The sequence below is a fragment of the Petralouisia sp. genome, from assembly GCF_056822245.1.
In genome coordinates, this window is record NZ_JBQIOP010000018.1 from 26,024 (window position 1) to 50,395 (window position 24,372).

The window sequence follows — 24,372 nt, forward strand, 5'->3', positions numbered from 1 at the left end:
GGACAAATGACGTATACCTGCAGTTTATGCGGAAATACATATACCGAAGAGATTGAAATACTGAAACCGGACAGTCCAGGCGGAGATGAAAACACCCAGAACCCCGGAACCGCCGACACACTCCAAAAGCCAGAAAAAGTTTCCGGCCTGAAAGTGGCCAAAGCTGCCGCAAATTCCCTGAAATTTTCCTGGAAGGCTGTAAAAGGGGCGGACTACCGGCTGACTCTTTACAAAGGAAGCAAAACCGTTTTCACAAAGTATATAAAAACAAATTCTTATACCTGCAAAAGCCTGAAAGCGGCAACAGCTTACACTGTAAAAGTAACCTCTTATGTGGAAAGCAAGGGAACCAAGCTGTATGCTGCTTCTGAAACATCTTTAAAGGCGGCAACAGCCCCTGAGAAAGCAAAATTGAGCTCTGTTAAGAAAAAGAGCAGCAGTAAAGCAAAAATCACATGGAAAAAAACCGCCGGGGCCGATGGTTATGAAGTATTTATGCGCACCGGAAAAGGAAGCTTTAAGAAAATAAAAACCATTACCAAAGGAAAAACAACTTCATTTACCAGGTCAGGGCTGAAAAAAGGAAAAAGCTATAGTTTCCGCGTCCGGGCCTATAAGAAATCGGCAGCCGGGAAAGCATACGGAAGCTACAGCAATATAAAAACATTGAAGATGAAATAAAAAGGAAGGAAGCAGCCGGAAACTGGCAGTTTCACTGCTGTATATTGTGTGTAACTGCCATGTTCCGGCTGCCCCCTGTTAAAATTCAAATCAGAAGGATCGATGCATCAGGGAAAAACGGGATAATGCCTTCTTTACAGCGCCATGGCTGCGGCAGCGCCGTCTGCAACGGCCTGTAAGGCCTGCCCGGCTTCCTTTGCATCACCAATCAGATAGATTTCTTTTCCGCAGTCTTTGACTGCGTGATACAATTCCTGATCCGGCTTGGAACCCACCGCATACACGATATGGGTAAAACCGGACAGTTCTTTTTCTTCTCCGGCTGTTTCCAACCGGACGGTATCTCCGGCTGTGCTGACCAACCGGGTTTGCGTCAGCAGGTTTACACCGATATCCTTCAGCCGTATCATGGCCGGAACCAGATTGGCAGGCGCCATGCCTTCACCCATTGTATGCTTCATTTCTATGACGGTCAGCGTTAAATTTCCTGTTTTTGCAGAATCCAGATATTCCGCTGTTTCCAGTCCTACCATGCCGCCTCCTACGATCAGTACATTTCCCTGGGTGATTTTTTTCTCACCTTTTAAAATCTGATGTGCGGTACAGGCATTTTCGCTTTCTTTCGGCATGATCGGCTGAGAACCGTTTGCCAGAATCACAGCGTCAAAATTACTCTGAAGGATTTCCTCTGCGTCTACTAAATGTCCCCGTTTTATCTGCACATGCAGGCGCAGAAGTTCGTGCTCCAGGAATAGAATCCATTTTATCAGCGGCTCTTTATAAGGCGGGACTGCGGCAAGCAGGATTTGTCCGCCTAAATTTTCTTCTTTTTCATACAGGGTTACAGTTTCTCCCCGGAGGGCAGCCATTCTTGCTGCAGCCATGCCGCCGATTCCGCCTCCTATGACCGCCACTTTTTTTGAGATTTCTGCAGGTTCTATGGACAGCCTGGATTCTTTGCCGGCAAATGGATTAATCACGCAGGAAGCGGGTCTGCGTTTATTTTGTTCGCTCACACAGCCCACAAGGCAGCCTGCGCAGGGAGCAATTTCGTCTCTGCGTCCCTCCTGGATTTTATGGACGAATTCTGGCTCTGCAAGCAGCGCCCTGCCCAGTACCACTGCATCTGCTTTTCCTTCTCTGATCACTGTTTCTGCAAGCTCCGGAGTGTTGATTTTTCCCACTACGATGACGGGAACGGTGCTGACAGATTTGATTTTTGCAGCTTCTTCCACATTGATGCCGGCCTTTTCTCCGTGAGAAGGGATAATTTTATTAGGTAATTCATACTGTACCCCTCCGGAAATCTCAAAGGCGTCGACGCCGTGTTCAATAAGCGCCGGAATCAGCTGCATCATATCCTCTACGGTATTGCCGCCTGCCGCCCGTTCACTGCCTGATATTCTGAGAATGATTGGAAAGTCTGCGCCGCATTTTTCCTTGATGGCGTCCACTGTTTCCAGTAAAAGCCGGGCGCGGTTCATCAGGTTTCCGCCGTACGCGTCAGTACGGGTGTTTCTAAGGGGAGATAAAAAAGATCCCAGCAGCATATATCCATGGGCGCAGTGCAGTTCAATTCCGTCGAAGCCTGCCTGCTTTGCCTGCCAGGAAGCGTCAGCGTACTGGGCGATGATGGCAGGAAGCTCTTCTGGTTTTAGAGCCCGGGTGTCCTGTCCCATGGAATTTTTGTATCCGCTGGAGGACACAGGGGTCACTCCGGAGAAGGAGCAGATGCTCTCCGGCCCCGGATGGGTAATCTGCGGAATGATTTTTGCGCCGTAAGAATGAATTTTGTCAGTAAATTCTCTGTATCGTGCAATGCTGCTTTCATCCCGGAAACAAAGGGTATGGCCCAGATACGGCGTATTGGGGTCAACGGTGGTTGCATCTGTGATAATGCATCCGACTCCTCCTTTTGCCCGGGCAAGCCAGTATGCCTGCTGTTCTTCGCCGGGAACGCCGTCCGGATTGACATAGCCCAGGGACATGGGAGCCATAAAGGTTCTGTTTTTCAGCGTCATTGAGCCGATTTTTAATTCTGTGAATAAATTTGCCATAGGTATGCCTCTTTATTGGTTGATATCTAAAACAGCGTGGTAAGCGTCGTGGATTGCGTTTAAAGCCATGCCCGGCGCTTTTTTGGCGTCTCCGATGAGATACGCCGGAATCTCCAGTTTTTGGCAGATTTCCTGCAATGCTGTTGTGTCCGCAGACTTTGTTCCCACTGCCATAACAACCAGATCTGCCTGGAAAGAAACCTGCTCCTGATCTTTTTGCGCAATGACTTTGTCTGCTTCTATTGCTTTGCAGACAGTGTTTGTATGTACTGTAACCGGCAATTCTGCAAGGGAGAACTGAGACGTGATCTTGCGGAGCTGTCCCAGGTCAGCCAGTACCTCCGGCTTCATTTCCAGGATATCTGCTTTGACGCCCCGGGACGCCAGGTATTCTGCGCACTCAAAGCCAACCAGTCCGCCGCCGATGACTACTGCGGTTTTTCCTGAGAACTCTTTTCCTTCAAGAAGATCATGGGATTCTGTCACGATTTCACTGTCTCTTCCTGGAATATCCGGTACAATGGGAGTGGAGCCTGCGGCAAGGATCACGATGTCCGGGTGCATTTTTTCAATCAGTTCCGGCGTAACCTCCGTATTCAGATGCACTTCGATTCCCTGATCTTTTACATTTGCCACAGCCTTGTCCGCAGCGTATTGAAAATCACTTTTTCCAGGAGCAGCGCCGGCAAGCGTGAACTGACCGCCCAGGCGGCTGCTTTTTTCAAAGATCACAGGTTCATTTCCAGTTTTTTTCAGATTAAGGGCCGCTTCGATTCCTGCAATGCCTCCTCCCACAATCATTACTTTCCTGGATTTAACTCCCGGCGTTAAAGCCCATGCTTCTTCCTCTAACAGAGCAGGATTTCTCATACAGGTGATGTGCTTTACTTCCGGATCGGATAATGATGCGTAGAAGTAATCGTAACATCCCTGGTTACAGCCGATACAGTAGCGGATATCATTCAGACGTCCTTCCCGGGCCTTATTACAGAAGTCCGGATCTGCAAGCTGCGCCCGTGCCATAACGATCAGATCTGCTTTATCTTCTTCCAAAATCTGCTCAGCCAGCTCCGGGGTATTGATTCGGCCGCAGGGCATGGTCAGCATTCCGGTTTCCTGACGGATTCGGGCTGCATCTTCCACATTGAAGCCTTTTGGAATGTCCACAGGCGCCACTTCATAGACCGTTGCCGCTGTCACAATATTGCCTCTGGAAATATTAAGGACATCCACGCCGGCTTCTTTTGCGTCCTTGCAGAATTCAATGACCTCCTCTATGGTCAGTCCTCCTTCCAGCATATCGTCATGGCAGCCGATCCGCATCAGCAGAGGCATTCCTTCCGGCATATTTTCGCGGATTGCCCGGATACATGCCAGAGGGAATTTCTTTCGGTTTTCGAAACTGCCGCCCCAGCAGTCAGTTCTGTGATTCAGCCCGCCGGACAGCATAGAATGGGGAAGGTAATTGTGGGCGCAGTGAAACTCCAGGCAGTCAAAGCCTGCTGTTACCGCTCTTTTTGCAGCAGCCCCGAATGCTTCGATGACAGAATAGAGCCGTTCTTCTGTAATTCCCGGCACCGTATATTCAGCGGACATGGGCATATCATTTGGCAGAAGGATCTGGGCCGTTTGGTCGCTTGCCACCGCAAGTCCTCCCTGCCACAGCTGAACGCAGGTTTTTCCGCCTGCTGCATGGACGGCGTCGTTTAATTTCTGCAGTCCCGGAATATATTTATCCTCTGCAATGGACAAAAATCCATGGGGCGCGCTTGCGGCGTCTACTGAGGTCACTTCCACTGTGTTCAGCCCGCATCCCCCCTTTGCACGGGCCGCATGATAGGCAATCAGCTTGTCGGTTACTTCTCTGCCGTCGGCGCTTTCAGCGCTTTCATGGGTTCCCATGGCGCTCAGTACTACACGGTTTCTCAGTTCCAGGTTTTTGATTTTGATGGGTGAAAATAATTTTTCAAATAACATATGTCCTCCTCCTTTGAAAAAAATTATTGTTTAAAATCTTCTGTGTCCGCTTTTGCGAACATTCCCCGGATCATTTCCATACAGGCGTGTAACGTATCGTCATTCCATAACGACGGTTCTTCTTTTAATTTCAGATAAATCTGGCTTGCGAATCCATAATATGCCGTGGTCATGAGCCAGAGCGGGCTTTCTTTGAATTCTCCCGTTTCCCTGCCTTCTGTGATAATTTTCTCAATATCATCGTAGAATTCTTTTTTGCATTGCAGAAACATATCACAGTATACCGGAGACGCTGTGTACAGTCTTTCGATCATAGATTCTCTGGGATGGCTCATGGAATAGTGAATGATGTTTTGGAATCTTTTGCATAATTTGTCCATGGCCGTTTTCTCCTGATCCACGTCCTGATTGCAGGCTTTAACATCCATCTGATAACAATGCTGATATACTTCCTGGATCAGGGCGGCTTTGGAATCAAAGTAGAAATAAAGAGTTGCTTTTGAGATGCCTGTTGCAGCCGCAATGTCCTGCATGGATGTAAGATCCAGCCCTTTTTCACAAAAGAGTGTGATGGAAGCATCGATAATCTCAGCTTTTCTGTCTGTATGGTTCATAGATTCCCTCCTTTCAACCGACCGGTCGGTTGGTATGTAGATATTTTAACATACATTTTTTCCATTGTAAATATGTGAAGTGAAGCCTGTTGACAGAAGAGAAAAGTATGATTAGAATATAATTTGAATAAAAACACAGCGGTTTATTTTAATTACAGACAGTGAGGAATATTATTATGAGTAAAATAATTTTAACAGGCGACAGACCAACCGGAAAACTCCATGTGGGACATTATGTGGGTTCTCTGCGGCGCAGAGTGGAGCTGCAGAATTCCGGAGAATATGACAAAATATTTATTATGATAGCAGATGCGCAGGCATTGACAGACAATGCGGATAACCCTGAAAAAGTCCGTCAGAATGTGGTGGAGGTTGCCCTGGATTACATGGCCTGCGGGTTAGACCCAAAGAAGTCTACATTATTTATTCAGTCCCAGATTCCCCAGCTTTGCGAATTATCCTTTTACTATATGAATCTGGTTACCGTATCCAGATTGCAGAGGAATCCTACGGTAAAGGCTGAGATTCAGATGCGCAATTTTGAAGCCAGTATACCGGTTGGCTTTTTTACGTATCCCATCAGCCAGGCGGCGGATATCACAGCCTTTCGGGCGACTACGGTTCCGGTAGGAGAAGATCAGATGCCTATGATTGAGCAGACCAGGGAAATTGTGCACAAGTTCAACACGGTATACGGAGAAACTCTGGTGGAGCCCCAGGTGCTTCTGCCGGAAAATCAGGCGTGTATGCGGCTTCCCGGCACGGACGGAAAAGCAAAAATGAGCAAGTCCCTGGGAAACTGCATTTATCTGTCAGAAGAGCCGGAGGAGATTAAGAAAAAAGTTATGAGCATGTTTACAGACCCCAATCATCTCAGGGTAGAAGATCCGGGTTCTCTGGAAGGAAATACGGTATTCACTTATCTGGACGCTTTCTGCCGGGAGGAACATTTTGAACGGTATCTGCCGGACTATGCCAATCTGGATGAGCTGAAGGCTCATTACCAGCGGGGCGGCCTGGGAGATGTGAAGGTGAAGAAATTCTTAAATAATGTATTGCAGGAGGTATTAGAGCCAATCCGCAGCCGCAGGAAAGAACTGCAGAAGGACATTCCCTATATATATGAGGTTTTGAAAAAGGGAAGCCAGGAAGCAGAGAAAACGGCGGCGCAGACTTTGGATGCAGTGCGTTCTGCCATGAAAATCAATTATTTTGCAGATGCAGAATTAATCCGGGAGCAGTCGGAGAAATTTAAATAAGAGGTTAGGAACAGGCGGCTGCTTTACGGCGGGCCGGAGGAATTGCCGCAGGTGCAGAAGTGGCAGAGGCGTTAAGCGGGCGCAGTATTTCTTTTGCTTATCAGTTCGGAAAGAACTCTGCGGGATATTTTCATGTAAATTTATATTGAATTTGGTGTTCAAAAGCCATGATATGGTGTATAATAAAAATGAAAATTGGAATTAAAAGTGTAATTGATTAATAAGGGTAGATCTTGTGAAATAATATTTTTGTTCTATTGTATTCACAAAAAGAGGAATGGATTTGAATGATAAAAATACTGTGACACGAATTGAAAAAATATTTCCTGATTATTTTCAAAGATTCAAATTGCCGGATGGGGCAAGGGAAGAGTCGATAAAAGTATATAGAGCATGCAGAAGCGGAAGGTGCGATAAGAATTCTTTTTTACCTTCTTTTGAAGAAAATGGCTGTGTTTTGAATCCAATGGCTGATTCAACAGATCCCGGACAATATTCTTTATCGACATTTGAGAAACCTAAAGATGTAAAAAGGTTTGCAAGCATTATTTCTGATATGAAAGTTCCTTATCAAATTGCAGTGGGAGAGACCAATCCCAGGCATGGGGTGGTGCAAAGGACGAAAGAGAGGACAAAGAAAAGAACTTCGCATGTAGATTGGTGGCTTTATAAAGACGCGTCACCATATGATGAGTTTGAAATGATAAATAATTTTGAAGAGTATCTTCAAAATTACATTAAAGAAAGAGATGAAAAGAAATGAGAGAGTTTATTAAATTGGATAAATATGGACAGATTTATATTGACAAAGTTCTTTTTGAGTCGTATTTTCCGGTTGTTTTCACTTGTTTAAATGACAAAAAGGATGTTTTCATAGGTGTATGCTGCCAAAATAATGAAAAAGGATGTAAATGGCTTCTTGGAAAAACCAACGGTATAAGCCTTGTAAGAATGTTGCGGGACGAGATAACGATTCGGCAGTTGCTGTTAGAATATTCTTCAGGGAAGATATCTGTTGATTATGTAGAAAATAGATATACAATATCTTATAATAACTCAGATTGGGATGAGAGTAGTCCATATCTGCCAAAAGAAGATTCATATATCTACGCAGAAGATGGGGAATTTGACGATGAGATTAATTACTTTTCATTGATCGATAATGATGTGCATTATAATACGGAATACTATAAAAGTATTGCAAATGAACCAGGAATCATAGACGAAGGAATTGAGCTTTCTGCAGATGCGTTGGATGTATTTGCGTCAACTTTGGGGAATATTTCAATTCCAAGCGAAATAGTAGTCAGTACCTTGAAAGTGTCTTGGGAATTGTGTACTAACATTGTGATAGATACAGGTAAATATATAGATCAAAAAAAATATAAATTAGTGCATAATAGTGCTTTCAAAATATTATCGGAGGATCTGAGAATAAAAGTGGAATCAGATGATAATAATTTTGCAGATGCAGCATGAAGGAGACGGAATGGGTAATTATAATAGTATATTGAATTTGCAAAGATTGGTATTTGAAAGAATTGAATTTGATAGAAAAGGTTTTAAGAATACCCAAGAGCTGAAATTTGAATTACAGGCACAAATAGGATTGGATGAAAACGGCATATATAAGGTGACGCTTGTTTTGAATGGCACAAAACAAGATGAGTACGATATTGTTATTAGTTTATCTGGTTTTTTTAAGTTTGAAGGACAAGTGGAAGATAAGATGGGTCAGGATTTAATAAGTAAGAATGCTGTAGCAATTTTGATGCCTTATCTCAGAAGTGAAGTTACGTTGTTAACAGCACAACCGGATACTGACAGTGTGGTGCTTCCGCCGTTTAATATTAATAAAATGTTTGGAAATTAAAAAATATGCTTGGGATATCCGCTTGTATCAAAAAGCCGAACATACCTGAATCATTTTCAGGAGTCTATGTCCGGCTTTTTTTTCATATAATGAATGGAAAAATACAAACCCAACAGGGAAGAACATGAACATGGAAAAATTAAACAGATGCAGCCAATCAAAATTTTCCCAGACCAGACAGTTTCTGAAATTTCAAAAAAAGAAAAAATCCGCCGCCGTTTTTCTGGGCCTTATCTTATCCGCAGCGCTGGCCGTAACCTGTGTCACAGAGGCCTTTGCAGAAACTATAATTCTAAAAGCTCCGGGGCCGGAAATTCCAGAGGCCCTGGAAACGCCGCTGAAGCAGGAAAATCCGCAGACCCGGGAAATGCCGCAGGATCAGCCCAATTTCAGCCTGTATGCCAAATCTGCAGTTTTGATGGATGCAGAAAACGGCAGGGTGCTCTATGAGAAAAACGGTTATGAACACATGCCCAATGCCAGCACCACCAAAATCATGACCTGCATCCTGGCATTGGAACAGGGGGACTTAGAGAGCGAGGTAAAAGTCAGCAGCTATGCTGCATCCATGCCCCAGGTGCGCCTTGGCATGAGCAAAGAGGACAGTTTTCTTCTGAAGGATCTGCTGTATTCTCTGATGCTGGAATCCCACAATGATTCTGCAGCGGCCATTGCAGAGCATATCGGCGGTTCTGTCGAAGGATTTGCGGCAAAAATGAACCAGAAGGCCAGGGAATTGGGCTGTAAGGATACCTATTTTATCACGCCCAACGGGCTTGACGCCAGTGATGAAACCGGGGTGCATGGAACCACGGCGGCGGATCTGGCGGTGATTATGAGCTACTGCATCCAGAATGAGAAATTCCTGGAAATCACCCGTACGCCCAGTTATCAGTTTACCAATCTGGCCGGAACAAAGCATTATAACTGCAATAACCACAATGCGTTTCTGCAGATGATGGAAGGGGCGCTGTCAGGCAAAACAGGATTTACCGGCAATGCAGGCTACTGTTATGTGGGAGCGCTGCGCCGGGAGGACCGCACCTTTATTGTGGCCCTGCTTGCCTGCGGATGGCCCAATAACAAAACATACAAATGGTCAGATACCCGCACGCTGATGAATTACGGCCTGGAAAATTATTACTGTGAAGACGTCTATGAGTATGACCGGGAATTTGCGCCTGTGAAAGTGGAGGGAGCGGAGCCGGAAAATGGAAGGCTCTATCAGGAAGTGACCGTTCCCCTGAAAATCAAAGAAGAAAAGATTCGGGTGCTGAAACGCACAGATGAAGAAATCCGGACGATTTATGAGATTCCCCAGAGCGTTCAGGCGCCGGTGAAAGAGGGGCAGCAGCTTGGCAGGGCCATTTATTATCTGGGTGAGCGCCAGATTGCGGAGATTCCCGTCTATGCGGCCAAAGCCGCCAGAAAACTGAAACCCTCCTGGTACAAAGAATATATTCTGAAATTGTTTTTCATGGAAAAGGAACTGTATTTTGAGCCGGCTGAGACAAATTTTACGAAAACCTCCGAATAAAAATCAGGGTATAGTGAAATTTTTAACAAATTTGTGACAAATATCTATTGAAAAGTTTCGTCAAAAGAGATACAATTACAATCGGAAGAAAATTTTGAAAAATTTTAAAAATACATATGGAGGTTTAAGCAAATGAGTAATTCTACCAACTCAGCAAGACAGAGAATTTCCGGTCTGCTCGATCAGCAGAGTTTTATGGAACTCGGAGCTCTGGTAACTGCAAGAAACACAGACTTTGATTTAAGTCAGTCTGAAACCCCATCCGATGGCGTTATCACCGGATATGGCCTGATTGACGGGAATCTGGTGTATGTGTACAGCCAGGATGCTTCTGTGTTAAACGGAACCATCGGCGAGATGCACAGCAAGAAAATAGCTGCAATCTATCAGATGGCAGTGAAGATGGGGGCGCCGGTGATCGGGCTGATTGACTGTGCAGGAATGCGTCTGCAGGAATCCGTAGACGCGTTGCAGGGATTCGGCGAGATTTATGCAGCTCAGGCCAAGGCAAGCGGCGTAGTGCCTCAGATTTGCGCGGTATTCGGTTCCTGCGGCGGCGGTCTGGCAGTGGTTCCGGCTTTAAGCGATTTTGCATTTGTAGAGAAAGAGCATGGAAGAGTCTTTGTCAATTCTCCTAATGCCATTAAGGGCAACCATGTGTCCAAATGCGATACCGCAAGCGCAGAATATCAGGGAAGCAATAACGGATATATTGACGGTATGGGAACTGCGGAAGAGATTCTTTCTGCAATCCGTGAACTGGTATGCGTGCTGCCCGGCAACAATGCGGAATGCGGAAGAGAGGATGAATGCAGCGACGACTTGAACCGGGTATGCGAGAATCTTTCCGGATGCAGAGAAGATACCCGCCTGGCTCTGACGCACATTTCAGACAGCAATGTATTTATTGAAACCAAGAAAAACTATGCCAGAAATATGGTGACAGGTTTTATCAAATTAAATGGCAGAACCATCGGCGCAGTTGCCAATGCTTCAGCAGTTTATGATGAGAACGGGGAAAAGGCAGAGAGCTTTGACAAGGCCCTTACTGCAAGAGGATGCAATAAGGCAGCGGAATTTATCAACTTCTGCGATGCTTTTGACATTCCTGTGCTCTCCTTAACCAATGTGGAAGGCTTTGCGGCAACTGAGTGTTCCGAGAAGAACCTTGCCAAAGCCATGGCCCGGATGACGGCGGCCTTTGCCGGCGCAACTGTTCCGAAGGTGAACATCATTATCGGCAATGCTTACGGCAGCGCTTATGTGATGATGAACAGCAAGTCCATCGGCGCAGATCTGGTTTACGCATGGGAAGGAAGCAAGGTAGGCATGATGGACGCGGGACTGGCTGCAAAGATTATGTATGACGGCAAGTCTGCAGATGTGATTGCAGAGAAGAAGAAAGCATACGAAGAGCTTCAGTCCTCCGTGGAAACAGCGGCAAGACGGGGACAGGTTGATCTGATTATTGCGCCGGATGATACCAGAAAATATGCAGCAGCGGCATTTGAGATGCTCTATACCAAAGGAACAGGTGAACCGGTTAGAAAACATGTAGCAAAATAGAAAGGTGAAGTTTATGAAAAAGAAAATATTGCTGATTCTGAGTATGTGCCTTATCGTACTTGGATTAACAGCATGTGGCGAAGCGGATCCTACCACAGTTGATTACAATGGCCTTACTTATGATCAGTTAAAAGGCGCATGTGAGAATACCGTTAATATTCTGCAGAATATGTCGGAATCAGAGAAGGCAGCTTACCTGGCGTCGGGAGAAGAAACGTTAGAGCATCTGGTCAGCCGTTGGGAGGAAGCAGTGAAAGGTGTCGGAGAATTTGTGGAACTGGGCGAATTTACCATCACTAAATCCGGCAAGACCTTAACCTGTGAACAGAAGATTATATATGAGAACCGTCCGGTTATTCTGACTTATGTGTATAAATACCATAACATGGAACTGGAAGATATTACCGTAGACCAGGTACAGACCCTTGGGGAGAAGATGACCAATGCGGCGTTGAATACCCTGATGGGAATGGGCGTGGTGTTTACAGTTTTAATTTTAATCAGCCTGATTATCAGCTGCTTTAAGTTCCTTTCCTACTTTGAAAAAGGAAAAGAGGAAGCAAAGCCGGCGGCTAAAGCGCCTGCAGCTCCTGTTCCGCCGGCAGTGGAAGAGGCAATCGCAGCACAGGATGATTTGGAACTGGCAGCAGTAATTGCAGCGGCAATTGCAGCATCTACCGGAACTTCTACAGATGACTTTGTAGTGCGTTCCATCAAGAGAAGATTTTAATTGTAAATTCAGGAGGAAACAAAAATGAAAAATTATACAATTACCGTTAATGGAAACGTTTATGATGTTACTGTAGAAGAAAATGGCGCAGGAGCGGCTCCGGCAGCTCCCAGAAGGGCAGCGGCTCCCGCAGCGGCACCGGCAGCGCCCGCAGCTCCCGCTCCGGCAGCAGGCGGCGCAGGAAATGTTAAGATTGAAGCAGGCGCAGCAGGAAAAGTATTCAGCATCGACAGCAAAGCGGGAGATGCGGTAAAACGCGGCGATACCATTCTGGTACTGGAAGTTATGAAGATGGAGACGCCTGTCGTTGCGCCGGAAGACGGAACGGTGGCAAGCATTGACGTGACAGTCGGACAGGCGGTAGAAGCAGGTGCATTGCTGGCAACTTTAAATAATTAATTATTGGAGGTAAAATATGAGTTACGTAGGAGAAACTTTATCAAACCTCCTGCACCAGACAGCATTCTTCAATCTGACCTGGGGAAATTATGTTATGATCCTGGTGGCGTTTGTATTTCTCTTTCTTGCAATCAAGAAGGGATTTGAGCCGCTGTTACTGGTTCCGATTGCGTTTGGTATGTTACTGGTAAATATTTATCCGGATATTATTGCTTCACCGGAAGAGACCAGCAATGGCGTAGGTGGTTTACTTTATTATTTCTATTCCCTGGATGAATGGTCCATTCTCCCATCCCTGATTTTCATGGGCGTAGGGGCGATGACGGACTTTGGTCCCCTGATTGCCAATCCTATCAGCTTTTTGCTTGGAGCGGCAGCGCAGTTTGGTATTTTCGGCGCATATTTTATGGCGATTCTGTTAGGATTTAACGATAAGGCAGCGGCAGCCGTATCCATCATCGGCGGCGCAGACGGCCCGACTTCTATCTTCCTGGCAGGAAAATTAGGCCAGACGGGACTGATGGGTCCCATTGCGGTGGCAGCTTATTCCTATATGGCTTTGGTGCCGATTATTCAGCCGCCCATTATGAAACTGTTTACCACCAAACAGGAACGCGCCATTAAGATGCAGAACTTAAGGCCCGTGTCCAAATTAGAGAAGATTCTGTTCCCGATTGTGGTTACTGCAGTGGTATGTATTATTCTGCCTACCACAGCTCCTTTGGTTGGTATGCTGATGCTGGGAAATCTGTTCCGTGAATCCGGCGTGGTTCGTCAGCTTTCAGAGACAGCTTCCAATGCAATGATGTACATTGTAGTTATTTTGCTCGGAACCTCCGTAGGCGCAACCACCAGTGCAGAAGCATTCCTGAATATTACTACCTTAAAGATCGTAGCCCTTGGACTGATCGCGTTTATGTTCGGTACGGCAGCAGGCGTTCTTTTTGGAAAAATCCTGTGCAAAGTTACCGGAGGAAAGATCAATCCTCTGATTGGTTCTGCCGGAGTGTCCGCAGTGCCTATGGCTGCCCGTGTATCCCAGAAGGTAGGCGCAGAGGAAGATCCCACCAATTTCCTTTTGATGCATGCAATGGGACCCAACGTTGCCGGAGTAATCGGTACTGCAGTAGCAGCCGGAGTATTTATGGCAATCTTTGGTATTTAAGAGAAGTTTGAACATATTTTTAAGAAGCCGCCAGGCGGCAGAATGAGAGGATAAGTCATGGCTGAGAATAAAAGACCGGTTAAGATTACCGAAACCGTATTACGAGATGCACATCAGTCTCTGATTGCCACCCGTATGACAACAGAACAGATGCTGCCGATTATTGATAAAATGGACAAAGTAGGCTATCATGCCGTAGAGTGCTGGGGCGGAGCTACCTTTGACGCATCCCTGCGTTTCTTAAAGGAAGATCCCTGGGATCGTCTGCGGAAATTAAAAGCAGGATTTAAGAACACCAAGCTGCAGATGTTGTTCCGGGGACAGAATATTCTGGGTTACCGTCCTTATGCAGATGACGTGGTAGAGTATTTTGTACAGAAATCCATTGCAAACGGAATTGATATCATCCGTATTTTTGACTGCCTGAATGACCTGCGCAATCTGCAGACTGCAGTTACCGCAACCAACAAAGAAAAAGGTCATGCACAGGTTGCTCTTTCCTACACATTGGGAGACGCATATACGCTGGAATACTGGACAGAGATGGCGAAGAAGATTGAAGAGATGGGCGCAAATTCCATCTGTATCAAGGATATGGCAGGTCTTTTGACCCCTTATAAGGCAGAAGAACTGGTGAAATCCCTGAAAGCAGCCACCAGTCTCCCCATTGAGCTTCATACTCACTATACTTCCGGCGTTGCTTCCATGACCTACATGAAAGCAGTGGAAGCAGGCTGCGACATTATCGATACGGCAATGTCACCCTTTGCGCTGGGCACCAGCCAGCCGGCAACGGAAGTTATGGCGGAGGCCTTTAAGGGAACTGAGATGGACCCGGGCTTTGATCAGATGCTGTTAAAAGAAATCGCAGATTATTTCCGCCCCATGAGAGAGGAAGCGTTAAAGAGCGGTCTGATGAATCCCAAGGTGCTGGGCGTGGATATTCAGACTTTGCTGTACCAGGTGCCGGGCGGTATGCTCAGCAACATGGTATCCCAGTTGAAAGAGCAGAACGCAGAAGACAAGTATATGGAAGTGCTGGAGGAGATTCCGCGGGTAAGAAAAGACCTGGGCGAGCCGCCTCTGGTTACTCCATCCTCCCAGATCGTAGGTACGCAGGCTGTATTTAACGTATTGATGGGAGAACGCTACAAGGTTGCCACCAAAGAGACGAAGGACGTATTGCTGGGCAAATACGGCCAGACAGTAAAACCCTTCAATCCGGAGATCATTGACAAGGTACTGGGCGAGGATAAGAAAAATGCTATTACCTGCCGTTATGCAGACCTGTTAGAGCCGGAGCTTCATAAGATTGAAGAAGAGATGAAACAGTGGAAGCAGCAGGACGAGGATGTGCTTTCTTATGCATTGTTCCCGCAGGTTGCAACTGAATTTTTCAAATACAGAGAAGCGCAGCAGACGAAGGTAGACGCTACCGTTGCAGACACAAAGAACGGGGCATACCCAGTATAAAAATCGGCTGCATATCATAGAATTCCTCCTGTCGGCGTAAGCGCGCAGGAGGAATTTTCGAAATTTTAAGTGATGAGGGAAAGGAAATGGGCAGCGCAGGCGAGTTATTGAATCGGATCAATGAACGGTATGGAAGCCTGAGCAAAGGACAGAGGCTTCTTGCTGCTTACATTACAGATAATTATGACAAAGCGGTTTTTCTTACGGCTGCCAGGCTTGGACAGACGGTAGGCGTCAGTGAGTCTACGGTGGTTCGCTTTGCCGCACATTTGGGATACAGAGGATATCCGGAATTTCAGCGGGCGTTAGAGGAGCTGGTGCGCAGCAAGCTTCATGCGGTGCATCGGATGGAAGATGTTTATGGGAGAATTGCCCGGTCTGAGATATTGGAAACAGTGCTGCAGTCAGATATGGAACGGATTAAGCATACGTTGGAGCATATTGACGAGCAGGCGTTTGAGCTGGCAGTGGAGATGATATTAAACGCCAGGCATATCTATGTGCTGGGAGTGAGAAGCTGCAGTCCTTTGGCAGAATTTCTGGCTTTTTATTTGAATCTCATGTTTGACAATGTGCGGCTGATTCACACCAGCAGCTCCAGTGAATTGTTGGAGCAGATGGTGCGTATCGGTAAGGAGGACGTGATGATTGGAATCAGCTTTCCCAGGTATTCCCTGCGGACATTAAAGGCCATGGAGCTTGCCAACAGCAGGAATGCCGGCGTAATTACGCTGACAGACAGCGTACATTCTCCCATGAACCTCTATTCTTCCTGCAATCTGATTGCAAAAAGCGACATGTCCGCCATTGTGGATTCTTTAGTGGCGCCTTTGAGCCTGATCAATGCACTGATTATGGCAGTCTGCATGAAGCGGCAGAAGGATGTGGCAGAGAATCTGGAATTGTTAGAGCAGGTCTGGGAAGACTATCAGGTGTATGGGAACGATGAGATTAATTATATGGAGTGCATATGAGTAAAGTAATTGTAGTGGGCGGCGGGGCGGCAGGCATGATGGCTTCAATCTGGGCAGCCAGAAAAGGCCATAAAGTATTGTTGCTGGAAAAGAATGAAAAACTTGGGAAAAAAATTTATATTACTGGAAAAGGCAGATGCAACCTTACCAATGCCTGCGAAACAGAAGCGTTATTTAAACAGGTGATGCGGGGCGGCAAATTCCTTTACAGCGCATTTTACAGTTTTACCAATGAACAGGTCATTGCATTCTTTGAGTCTTACGGGCTCGCCACGAAAATCGAGCGGGGAGAGAGGGTATTTCCCAGTTCTGATCATTCTTCCGATGTGATACGGACGCTTCAGCAGATATTAAAAAAAGAAAAAGTGGAGGTGCGTCTGCACACCCAGGTAAAAGAGATTCTGACAGAACAACCGGAAAAAGGCAGAGTTTCCGGCGTCAGACTGGCGGATCATACGGTTCTTGGGGCAGATGCGGCAGTTATTGCCACCGGAGGCTGCTCCTATGTGTCTACAGGCTCTGACGGAGACGGTTACCGGTTTGCAGAAAGCCTGGGCCATACCGTGACACAACTGCGGCCCTCCCTGGTGCCGCTGGAGGCGGCAGAGCCATGGATCAAAGACCTGCAGGGACTTTCTCTTCGGAATGTAAAGGTGCGCATCCGAAAAGAGAAAAAGGTCTTATATGAGGAATTCGGAGAAATGCTGTTCACCCATTATGGCGTCAGCGGCCCTTTGATTTTAAGCGCCAGCGGCATTGTGAATGATTATATGGACAAGATGCCCCTGTTTATGGAAATTGATTTGAAGCCTGCCTTGACCAGGGAGCAGCTGGACAAGCGGATTCTGCGGGATTTTGAAGAAAATCAGAACCGGCAGTTTAAAAATGCGGTGGGAAAGCTGTTCCCGGCAAAATTAATACCGGTAATCCTTATGTTAAGCGGAATTTGTCCCGATAAAAAAGTAAATGAAATTACCAGAGAGGAGCGTCTGGGGCTTGTGGAATTAATCAAGGCATTTCCGGTGACGCTGACCCGGTTTCGGGATTTTAATGAAGCCATTATTACCAGAGGCGGCGTTTCTGTCCGGGAAGTAAATCCCTCTACCATGGAATCAAAACTGGTGCCGGGACTGTATTTTGCCGGAGAAGTGCTTGATCTGGACGCTCTGACCGGGGGATTTAATCTGCAGATTGCCTGGTCCACCGGATATCTGGCGGGGGACAGCATTCCATAAGGGGCATGTGAAAAAGAATGGAGGAAAATATGGCATTTAATATCGCAATTGACGGCCCTGCCGGGGCAGGCAAAAGCACGATTGCAAAGAAAGCGGCAGAGGCGTTATCTTATATTTATGTGGATACCGGGGCCATGTACCGTGCTATGGCTCTGTACATTCTGGAGAAAGGTATTGGGGCAGAGGATGAAGCGGCCATCAACGCAGCCTGTGAGGAAATCACAGTTTCCATTTCCATGGAAGAGGGAGAACAGCAGGTATTTTTAAACGGAGAAAATGTAAACGGACGGATTCGCACTGAAGAAGTGGGGAAAATGACTTCCGCCATCAGTATTTACCGAAACGTCCGGGAGAAACTGACGGAACTTCAGCGTTCAATGGCCCGGACTTCGGATTTGATTATGGACGGCAGGGATATCGGAACCAGCGTACTGCCTGAGGCTCAGGTGAAAATTTATCTGACAGCCAGTGTGGAAACCAGAGGAAAACGCCGTTTCCTGGAGCTACAGGAAAAAGGCATAGACTGCAGCCTGGAAACCATCTGCGCGGATATTGCAAAGCGGGACGAGCAGGATATGAACCGTGAGATTTCCCCGCTGCGCCAGGCAGAGGATGCGGTGCTGATCGACAGCTCCGATATGACGATCCAGGAAGTGACCGAGCGGATTCTGGAGCTGGTCTATGAAAGATTAGAACAGACAGGCTGCGGAGGCAGTTCTGTGAAAGATTAGAACAGACAGGCTGCAGGGGCAGTTCTGTGAAAGGATTTTTTAGGAATGGAAGTAATTCTTGCAAAAAGCGCCGGATTCTGCTTCGGCGTAAAACGTGCGGTAGATACGGTGTATGAGCAGGCCAGGCAAAGCAGCGGCAGAATCTACACCTACGGCCCCATCATACACAATGAAGAAGTGGTGAATGATCTGGAACAGAAGGGAGTTCGGGTGGTGGAGACGCCTGAGGAGCTGAAAAACTGCCGGGACGGAACCGTGATTATCCGTTCCCACGGCGTGGGAAAAGGGATTTATGAACTGTTGGAAAAAGAAGGAATTCCCTATGTGGACGCCACCTGTCCCTTTGTGCGGAAAATACACCGGATTGTGGAGCAGCACAGCCGGGAGGGATATCATATAGTAATTATTGGCAGCGGCAGCCATCCGGAAGTGGAAGGAATTAAGGGCTGGAGCAGCCGTCCGGAAGAGACTACGGTGATTTTTACCGGGGAGGAAGCGGAAAAATTTACCCTGAAAGGGAAAAAAAGGGTATGTATTGTGTCCCAAACGACATTTAACAACAAGAAATTTAAAGAACTAGTTGAAATTATTCAAAAAAAAGGTTATGATATAATTGTTTTAAATACGATTTGCAATGCCACACAGGAACGGCAGGCTGAGGCGAAAGAAATTTCCCGGCAGGTGGACGCCATGATTGTAGTGGGAGGAAAGAACAGTTCCAATACGCAAAAGCTATTTGAAATATGTAAAAAAGAATGTGAAAATACTTGCTATATACAGACACTGGAGGATTTGGATTTGTCTAAATTACGGTCCATTAATAGCGTAGGTATTACCGCAGGGGCTTCTACCCCAAACAAAATTATTGAGGAGGTTCAAAAAAATGTCAGAAATGAGTTTTGAACAAATGCTGGAAGAATCATTTAAAACAATAAGGAATGGAGAGGTAGTCGAAGGTACCGTTATTGATGTGAAACCAGACGAGATCATCTTAAATATTGGTTACAAATCCGATGGAATTATTACCCGTAATGAGTATACAAACGAACCGAATGTTGACCTGACTACCGTTGTATCCGTGGGTGATACCATGGAAGCCAAGGTTTTGAAAGTAAATGATGGTGAGGGTCAGGTGATGCTGACCTACAAACGGCTTGCTGCTGAAAAGGGAAGCAAGCGTCTGGAAGAGGCATTTAATGCGCAGGAAGTACTGACTGCCAAAGTAGCGCAGGTATTAGACGGCGGTCTCGGCGTTGTGGTTGATGAAGCAAGAATCTTTATTCCTGCAAGTCTGGTATCCGATACATACGAAAAGGATCTGGGCAAATACAAAGATCAGGATATCGAGTTTGTGATTACAGAATTCAATCCCCGCAGAAGAAGAATTATCGGAGACAGGAAGCAACTGCTTCTTGCAAGAAAAGCAGAACTGCAGAAGGCTCTCTTTGAGAGAATCAATGTAGGAGACGTTCTGGAAGGAACAGTTAAGAATGTAACAGATTTCGGCGCATTTATCGATCTGGGCGGAGCTGACGGTCTGCTTCATATTTCCGAAATGTCCTGGGGCAGAGTGGAGAATCCCAGAAAAGTATTTAAAGTAGGCGACGTGGCAAAAGTATTCATCAAAGACATCAACGAGAATAAGATTGCATTGAGCATGAAATTTGAAGATGAGAATCCCTGGAAAGACGCGGCGTCTAAATATGCAGTAGGCAATATTGTTACAGGCGTAGTTGCCAGAATGACAGATTTCGGCGCATTTGTGGAGTTGGCTCCCGGCGTGGACGCATTGCTGCACGTTTCCCAGATTTCCAGAGAGCATGTGGAGAAGCCCTCTGATGTACTGAACATTGGGCAGGAAATCGAAGCTAAGATTGTGGATTTCAATGAAGAAGATAAGAAAATCAGCCTGAGCATCAAAGCGCTGCTGTCTGCCACAGAAGAAGTACAGGAAGACGCAGAAGAATCTGTAGAAGAATAAGACCCTGTCTGCTCCGGCAGAGAGCCTGCGGGAGCGGACATGAGAAATCTGTAGATAAGTTCGTGTTTGTCCTGCAGAAAAAGCTGCAGGAGCAGATATGAAAGAATCTTTAGAAGAATAGGGGAAGCTGGCATGGTTGGATATGAGGATTTCAAGAAAGATATTTTTACATTAACCAAGATTGATCTGAATGCTTACAAAGAGAAACAGATGAAGCGCAGGATTGAGACGCTGATTTCTAAGAATAATATTACAAGTTACAAAGACTATGTGGCATTGATTAAGAAGGATGCAGAGAAATTTGAGCAGTTTGTAAATTTCCTGACAATTAATGTATCAGAATTTTACCGGAATCCGGAACAGTGGGGAATTTTAGACAAGGAAGTATTCCCATCACTGATTCAGCGGTTTGGAAAGAGTCTGAAAATCTGGAGTGCAGCCTGTTCCACAGGGGATGAGCCCTATTCCCTGGTTATGGCTTTATCAAAGCATATGCCGATCAATCAAATTAAGATTACGGCTACAGATATTGATAAGCAGGTGTTGGACAAGGCGAGAATGGGTCTGTATAATGAGAAGAGTATTGCCGCTGTTCCGCCGGAATTTAAGAAGAAATACTTTACCAAGGTGGGCAATTCTTACAAGATTGCAGACGAAATCAAGCGTCAGGTGGAATTTAAAGAGCATAATCTGCTGAAAGATCCTTATCCTACGGGATGCCATTTGATTGTATGCAGAAACGTGCTGATTTATTTTACAGAGGACGCGAAAGAAGAGATTTATAAGAAGTTTAATGCTGCGCTGACCAAGGACGGAATTCTGTTTATTGGCAGTACAGAGCAGATTATGAATTACAGAGAACTGAATTATCAGAGAAAGCAGTCTTTCTTTTTTCAGAAAGTGTAAGATTGCAACGTGAAACAGACGCATGGAGAATATCCGTGCGTCTGTTTGATTATGGTATGTTTTTCTGTGCCTTCCGGAACCCGAACATTTAGTCATAGGATACGCTGTGCTGCGTTATTTTGGAGCCGGAGTCATAGGATACGCCCTGCTGCATGATTCAGAAATCAGAACCTTCGGTTAAATAACACGCCGCGTTGCGTTATCCTGGAACCGGAAATAATCCGGGCGGTGGCGGGACTGGGTATATTCGAACATAATGCCGTCGCTGTTGTAGGTCTGGCTGCTGACCACAGCAAGGCAGTTATAGTCTCCCAGCTCCAGGTATTTTTCATCAATTTCCGTCATTTTTTCCACGGTCATAATCCGCTTACTGGTCACGATGGAGATATGCAGAGTCTGCTCCAAATATTCATAAATCGAATGTTCTGCAATTTCTCTGGTAAGGTTGACAGCTACGTGTTTCAGAAAATAATTATGGTTTAGAATCAGGGCTTTTCCGTCCAGATAATGGAGGCGCTGAAGATAATATAATTCACTTCCAATCGGAAAGCCTGTCCGGTTGGAAATTTTTGTGTCTGCGGTGATTTCAGTAAAGCACAGCACCTCTGTTTTGGGAACCTGGCAGTTTCGGAGGGCGGATTCCTGAAAAGATTCAATGCCGCCAATGGTAAATGAAGTCTGCAGAGTTGGCTGAAAAATGTTGCGCACGCCTTTTCCCTGCATGGTCTGTACATAACCGTCTGTGACCAGGGCGCTGACGGCCCTGCGTATGGTGTTGCGGGAACAGTCATAGCGTTGAATCAGCTGGTTTTCAGAGGGCAGCAATTCCTGAAATTCATATTCTCCGGCTTCTATTCTGCTTTTCAAATCCCGATAGATATCAGTGTATTTTGTTTTTGGCATAATATATCGCTCCTGCTTGTTTGAACATCTATGTTTATTATAGTATGGAACGGAAGATTGTCAAGATTTTATTCCGGCAAAAGGAAATTGGAAGAATCAACTTGTTTAAACAAATTTTCAATATAGTATTGACATGTTTAAACAAGTATGATATAAAAGATACAACAACTTGTATGAACAAGATAAAATTAAAAGTAGCAGGAGGTAAAAAATGGGTAAGTATGCAGAGGATGCAAGAGAGCTGCTGCAGTATGTGGGAGGTAAAGAGAACATTGCAGCGGTGTCCCATTGCATGACACGTATGAGGTTTGTGCTCCATGAGCCGAAAAAGGCAGATATTGAGCAAATTGAAGGGATGAAAATTGTTAAGGGAAGTTTTACCCAGACAGGCCAGTTTCAGGTGATTATCGGGAATACGGTGGCAGATTTTTACAATGATTTCATTGCTGTGTCAGGATTAGAGGGGGTGTCCAGGGATGCGGTGAAGAATGCCGCAAAGCAGAACCAGAATGTGATGCAGAGAATGGTTACCGCATTGGCTGAGATTTTTGCCCCGCTGATTCCGGCAATCATTACAGGCGGTTTGATTCTGGGATTCCGAAACTGTATTGACAGCCTGTATTTGTTTGAAAACGGAACGAAAACATTATGCGATATCAGCCAGTTCTGGGCGGGAATTGACAGCTTCCTGTGGCTGATTGGAGAAGCGGTGTTCCATATGCTTCCGGTGGGAATCTGCTGGTCTGTTACAAAGAAAATGGGAACCACCCAGATGCTTGGGATTGTCCTGGGTCTGACGCTGGTTTCCGGGCAGCTGCTCAATGCTTATTCGGTGGCCGGGGCAGAAGAAATTCCTGTCTGGGATTTCGGATTCTTTCAGGTTAATATGATTGGATATCAGGCTCAGGTGATTCCGGCGATTCTGGCAGCTTTTACCCTTGTATATCTGGAGAAATTTTTCCGGAAAATAACGCCCCAGGTGATTTCCATGATTGTGGTGCCTTTCTGCAGTTTGCTGTTGGCGGTTATCGCTTCGCATTTTGTTTTGGGGCCTGTTGGATGGAAGATAGGTTCTGCCATTTCTTCTGTGGTTTATGCAGGGATTACAGGTTCTTTTAAAGTGATTTTCGGCGCAGTTTTCGGATTTGTATATGCGCCGTTGGTGATTACAGGGCTTCACCATATGTCCAATGCCATAGACTTGCAGCTGATTGCAGATTATGAGGGAACGATGCTGTGGCCGATGATTGCCCTTTCTAATATAGCCCAGGGTTCCGCCGTTCTTGCCATGGCGGTATTGCAGCGGAAAAACGCAGAGGCCCAGGAAGTAAATGTGCCTTCCTGCATCTCCTGTTATCTGGGAGTGACGGAACCTGCCATCTTTGGCGTGAATTTGAAGCATGTATATCCCTTTGTCTGCGGAATGATTGGTTCTGCCTGTGCGGCAGTGGTATGTGTGGCAACGGGAACAACGGCAAATGCAATCGGCGTAGGCGGCCTGCCGGGAATTCTGTCTATTCAGACAGAATATATGGGGAGCTTTGCAATCTGCATGGTTATATCGGTGTCTGTGTCGTTTGCGCTGACAGTTCTTGTGGGCAGAAGGAAGCTTCCAAAGCCTGCGCCTGCTGAGAAAAAAGGAACAGAAGATTACACGGAACAAGCAGTGAAAAGATCTGATGGAAAAAAAGAGGAAAACGAAGCAAAACAGGGAAGCGGAGATGGAAACGAAGCAGAACAGGGAAGCGGAGAGGGAAAAAGAGAGGAAAGAGAAGCAAAATTGGGAGAAGAAAAAGCCGGAATTTCCCAAAAAGAATTAAAAGCTTTTCTCACTGGAAAAGTCATTGAATTAAAGGAAGTAAATGACGGCGTATTTTCCGAAGGAATTATGGGAGAGGGAATGGCAATCATACCGGAAAACAATCTGCTGTATGCCCCTGCAGACGCCCTTGTCAGCGTGTTGATGCAGGATTCCAGACATGCCTGCGGGCTGACCTTGGAGAACGGAATGGAACTGCTGCTTCATGTAGGGATTGACACTGTGGATATGAACGGAGACGGTTTCCGTTATCTGGTGTCAGAAGGGCAGAAAGTAGCGGCCGGAACGCCTCTGCTTGAGTTTGACCGGGATAAAATCAAAGCGGCCGGGCACAGAGACGTTACCGTTTGCATTGTTACAGAGCCGGCCGGCGCAGAGAATCTCCGGTTTATGACAGGAATAAAAGGAGAAGCGGGGATTACGTCAGTGGCAGTGTTTGAATAGGCAGGAATACGGTAATTTCATAAAATGGAAAGGACGCTTCCGTCTATG

Annotated in this window: 22 protein-coding genes; 18 read left to right on the forward strand and 4 right to left on the reverse strand. The window is 46.1% G+C overall.

The window, feature by feature from the left end; genetic code table 11:
• Window positions 1-6: 6 nt before the first annotated feature.
• Window positions 7-681 (forward strand): fibronectin type III domain-containing protein, encoded by a 675-nt coding sequence (locus tag ACTO17_RS08850; RefSeq protein ID WP_482557673.1) that lies wholly within the window; start codon window positions 7-9, stop codon window positions 679-681.
• A gap of 134 nt (window positions 682-815) precedes the next feature.
• Here the strand turns inward: ACTO17_RS08850 and ACTO17_RS08855 are convergent, their stop codons facing one another.
• The 3 genes from ACTO17_RS08855 to ACTO17_RS08865 are packed head-to-tail and all read right to left on the reverse strand — an operon-like array spanning window position 816 to window position 5,329.
• Entirely contained in the window at window positions 816-2,738 is a 1,923-nt protein-coding gene (locus ACTO17_RS08855) for an oxidoreductase (protein ID WP_482557674.1), read from the reverse strand.
• A 12-nt stretch (window positions 2,739-2,750) separates the two neighbouring features.
• Window positions 2,751-4,715, reverse strand: a complete 1,965-nt coding sequence (baiCD, locus tag ACTO17_RS08860; RefSeq protein ID WP_482557675.1) for a bile acid Fe-S flavoenzyme BaiCD — start codon at window positions 4,713-4,715, stop codon at window positions 2,751-2,753.
• Window positions 4,716-4,738: 23 nt separating this feature from the next.
• On the reverse strand, window positions 4,739-5,329 hold the full coding sequence (locus tag ACTO17_RS08865; protein WP_482557676.1) for a TetR/AcrR family transcriptional regulator: 591 nt from the start codon (window positions 5,327-5,329) through the stop codon (window positions 4,739-4,741).
• 176 nt (window positions 5,330-5,505) lie between these two features.
• Between ACTO17_RS08865 and trpS the strand changes: the two genes are divergently transcribed.
• The 16 genes from trpS to ACTO17_RS08945 all read left to right on the forward strand — a co-directional run bounded on the left by trpS (window position 5,506) and on the right by ACTO17_RS08945 (window position 21,158).
• On the forward strand, window positions 5,506-6,588 hold the full coding sequence (gene trpS / locus ACTO17_RS08870) for a tryptophan--tRNA ligase (RefSeq protein WP_482557677.1): 1,083 nt from the start codon (window positions 5,506-5,508) through the stop codon (window positions 6,586-6,588).
• Window positions 6,589-6,871: 283 nt separating this feature from the next.
• Window positions 6,872-7,351: a hypothetical protein gene (locus ACTO17_RS08875; RefSeq protein WP_172537997.1), complete on the forward strand. Its 480-nt coding sequence runs from the start codon at window positions 6,872-6,874 to the stop codon at window positions 7,349-7,351.
• The gene (locus ACTO17_RS08880) at window positions 7,348-8,067 is read left to right on the forward strand and encodes a hypothetical protein (protein ID WP_482557678.1); all 720 of its coding nucleotides are present in this window, start codon (window positions 7,348-7,350) and stop codon (window positions 8,065-8,067) included. The genes ACTO17_RS08875 and ACTO17_RS08880 overlap by 4 nt, the downstream gene beginning before the upstream one ends.
• 10 nt (window positions 8,068-8,077) lie before the next feature.
• Complete coding sequence (locus ACTO17_RS08885) at window positions 8,078-8,461, forward strand: protein-export chaperone SecB (protein ID WP_482557679.1); 384 nt, start codon at window positions 8,078-8,080, stop codon at window positions 8,459-8,461.
• 130 nt (window positions 8,462-8,591) lie between these two features.
• Window positions 8,592-9,998 (forward strand): D-alanyl-D-alanine carboxypeptidase family protein, encoded by a 1,407-nt coding sequence (locus ACTO17_RS08890; protein ID WP_482557680.1) that lies wholly within the window; start codon window positions 8,592-8,594, stop codon window positions 9,996-9,998.
• A gap of 132 nt (window positions 9,999-10,130) precedes the next feature.
• Window positions 10,131-11,564: an acyl-CoA carboxylase subunit beta gene (locus tag ACTO17_RS08895; RefSeq protein ID WP_482557681.1), complete on the forward strand. Its 1,434-nt coding sequence runs from the start codon at window positions 10,131-10,133 to the stop codon at window positions 11,562-11,564.
• A gap of 13 nt (window positions 11,565-11,577) precedes the next feature.
• Window positions 11,578-12,294 (forward strand): OadG family protein, encoded by a 717-nt coding sequence (locus tag ACTO17_RS08900; RefSeq protein WP_482557682.1) that lies wholly within the window; start codon window positions 11,578-11,580, stop codon window positions 12,292-12,294.
• Window positions 12,295-12,318: 24 nt separating this feature from the next.
• Window positions 12,319-12,693: a biotin/lipoyl-containing protein gene (locus ACTO17_RS08905; protein ID WP_482557683.1), complete on the forward strand. Its 375-nt coding sequence runs from the start codon at window positions 12,319-12,321 to the stop codon at window positions 12,691-12,693.
• A 16-nt stretch (window positions 12,694-12,709) separates the two neighbouring features.
• Entirely contained in the window at window positions 12,710-13,858 is a 1,149-nt protein-coding gene (locus tag ACTO17_RS08910) for a sodium ion-translocating decarboxylase subunit beta (protein WP_482557684.1), read from the forward strand.
• A 57-nt stretch (window positions 13,859-13,915) separates the two neighbouring features.
• Window positions 13,916-15,331, forward strand: a complete 1,416-nt coding sequence (locus ACTO17_RS08915) for an oxaloacetate decarboxylase subunit alpha (RefSeq protein ID WP_482557685.1) — start codon at window positions 13,916-13,918, stop codon at window positions 15,329-15,331.
• Window positions 15,332-15,417: 86 nt separating this feature from the next.
• Window positions 15,418-16,305, forward strand: a complete 888-nt coding sequence (locus ACTO17_RS08920) for a MurR/RpiR family transcriptional regulator (RefSeq protein ID WP_482557686.1) — start codon at window positions 15,418-15,420, stop codon at window positions 16,303-16,305.
• Window positions 16,302-17,540 (forward strand): BaiN/RdsA family NAD(P)/FAD-dependent oxidoreductase, encoded by a 1,239-nt coding sequence (locus tag ACTO17_RS08925; protein ID WP_482557687.1) that lies wholly within the window; start codon window positions 16,302-16,304, stop codon window positions 17,538-17,540. Before ACTO17_RS08920 ends, ACTO17_RS08925 begins: the two co-directional genes overlap by 4 nt.
• Before the next feature lie 29 nt (window positions 17,541-17,569).
• Window positions 17,570-18,271 (forward strand): (d)CMP kinase, encoded by a 702-nt coding sequence (gene cmk, locus ACTO17_RS08930; RefSeq protein ID WP_482557688.1) that lies wholly within the window; start codon window positions 17,570-17,572, stop codon window positions 18,269-18,271.
• A 45-nt stretch (window positions 18,272-18,316) separates the two neighbouring features.
• Window positions 18,317-19,174, forward strand: a complete 858-nt coding sequence (ispH, locus tag ACTO17_RS08935) for a 4-hydroxy-3-methylbut-2-enyl diphosphate reductase (RefSeq protein ID WP_482557689.1) — start codon at window positions 18,317-18,319, stop codon at window positions 19,172-19,174.
• Entirely contained in the window at window positions 19,155-20,252 is a 1,098-nt protein-coding gene (gene rpsA / locus ACTO17_RS08940) for a 30S ribosomal protein S1 (RefSeq protein WP_482557690.1), read from the forward strand. Before ispH ends, rpsA begins: the two co-directional genes overlap by 20 nt.
• 132 nt (window positions 20,253-20,384) lie before the next feature.
• The gene (locus tag ACTO17_RS08945; RefSeq protein WP_482557691.1) at window positions 20,385-21,158 is read left to right on the forward strand and encodes a CheR family methyltransferase; all 774 of its coding nucleotides are present in this window, start codon (window positions 20,385-20,387) and stop codon (window positions 21,156-21,158) included.
• Window positions 21,159-21,335: 177 nt separating this feature from the next.
• Here the strand turns inward: ACTO17_RS08945 and treR are convergent, their stop codons facing one another.
• Window positions 21,336-22,061, reverse strand: a complete 726-nt coding sequence (gene treR / locus ACTO17_RS08950; RefSeq protein ID WP_482557692.1) for a trehalose operon repressor — start codon at window positions 22,059-22,061, stop codon at window positions 21,336-21,338.
• A 211-nt stretch (window positions 22,062-22,272) separates the two neighbouring features.
• Here treR and treP point away from each other — a divergent pair, with 211 nt between their 5' ends.
• Window positions 22,273-24,324 (forward strand): PTS system trehalose-specific EIIBC component, encoded by a 2,052-nt coding sequence (gene treP / locus ACTO17_RS08955; RefSeq protein ID WP_482557693.1) that lies wholly within the window; start codon window positions 22,273-22,275, stop codon window positions 24,322-24,324.
• The last annotated feature ends 48 nt before the right edge of the window (window positions 24,325-24,372 follow it).

What these genes read in the sequence shown, in the direction of transcription:
- ACTO17_RS08855 (WP_482557674.1), bottom strand. Translation starts at nt 2,738, where the DNA reads ATGGCAAATTTATTCACAGAATTAAAAATCGGCTCAATGACGCTGAAA.
- ACTO17_RS08920 (WP_482557686.1), top strand. Translation starts at nt 15,418, where the DNA reads ATGGGCAGCGCAGGCGAGTTATTGAATCGGATCAATGAACGGTATGGA.
- ACTO17_RS08910 (WP_482557684.1), top strand. Translation starts at nt 12,710, where the DNA reads ATGAGTTACGTAGGAGAAACTTTATCAAACCTCCTGCACCAGACAGCA.
- ACTO17_RS08890 (WP_482557680.1), top strand. Translation starts at nt 8,592, where the DNA reads ATGGAAAAATTAAACAGATGCAGCCAATCAAAATTTTCCCAGACCAGA.
- ACTO17_RS08880 (WP_482557678.1), top strand. Translation starts at nt 7,348, where the DNA reads ATGAGAGAGTTTATTAAATTGGATAAATATGGACAGATTTATATTGAC.
- ACTO17_RS08945 (WP_482557691.1), top strand. Translation starts at nt 20,385, where the DNA reads ATGGTTGGATATGAGGATTTCAAGAAAGATATTTTTACATTAACCAAG.
- ACTO17_RS08900 (WP_482557682.1), top strand. Translation starts at nt 11,578, where the DNA reads ATGAAAAAGAAAATATTGCTGATTCTGAGTATGTGCCTTATCGTACTT.
- ACTO17_RS08850 (WP_482557673.1), top strand. Translation starts at nt 7, where the DNA reads ATGACGTATACCTGCAGTTTATGCGGAAATACATATACCGAAGAGATT.
- ACTO17_RS08925 (WP_482557687.1), top strand. Translation starts at nt 16,302, where the DNA reads ATGAGTAAAGTAATTGTAGTGGGCGGCGGGGCGGCAGGCATGATGGCT.
- baiCD (WP_482557675.1), bottom strand. Translation starts at nt 4,715, where the DNA reads ATGTTATTTGAAAAATTATTTTCACCCATCAAAATCAAAAACCTGGAA.
- rpsA (WP_482557690.1), top strand. Translation starts at nt 19,155, where the DNA reads ATGTCAGAAATGAGTTTTGAACAAATGCTGGAAGAATCATTTAAAACA.
- treP (WP_482557693.1), top strand. Translation starts at nt 22,273, where the DNA reads ATGGGTAAGTATGCAGAGGATGCAAGAGAGCTGCTGCAGTATGTGGGA.
- treR (WP_482557692.1), bottom strand. Translation starts at nt 22,061, where the DNA reads ATGCCAAAAACAAAATACACTGATATCTATCGGGATTTGAAAAGCAGA.
- ACTO17_RS08915 (WP_482557685.1), top strand. Translation starts at nt 13,916, where the DNA reads ATGGCTGAGAATAAAAGACCGGTTAAGATTACCGAAACCGTATTACGA.
- cmk (WP_482557688.1), top strand. Translation starts at nt 17,570, where the DNA reads ATGGCATTTAATATCGCAATTGACGGCCCTGCCGGGGCAGGCAAAAGC.
- ACTO17_RS08885 (WP_482557679.1), top strand. Translation starts at nt 8,078, where the DNA reads ATGGGTAATTATAATAGTATATTGAATTTGCAAAGATTGGTATTTGAA.
- trpS (WP_482557677.1), top strand. Translation starts at nt 5,506, where the DNA reads ATGAGTAAAATAATTTTAACAGGCGACAGACCAACCGGAAAACTCCAT.
- ACTO17_RS08905 (WP_482557683.1), top strand. Translation starts at nt 12,319, where the DNA reads ATGAAAAATTATACAATTACCGTTAATGGAAACGTTTATGATGTTACT.
- ACTO17_RS08865 (WP_482557676.1), bottom strand. Translation starts at nt 5,329, where the DNA reads ATGAACCATACAGACAGAAAAGCTGAGATTATCGATGCTTCCATCACA.
- ACTO17_RS08895 (WP_482557681.1), top strand. Translation starts at nt 10,131, where the DNA reads ATGAGTAATTCTACCAACTCAGCAAGACAGAGAATTTCCGGTCTGCTC.
- ispH (WP_482557689.1), top strand. Translation starts at nt 18,317, where the DNA reads ATGGAAGTAATTCTTGCAAAAAGCGCCGGATTCTGCTTCGGCGTAAAA.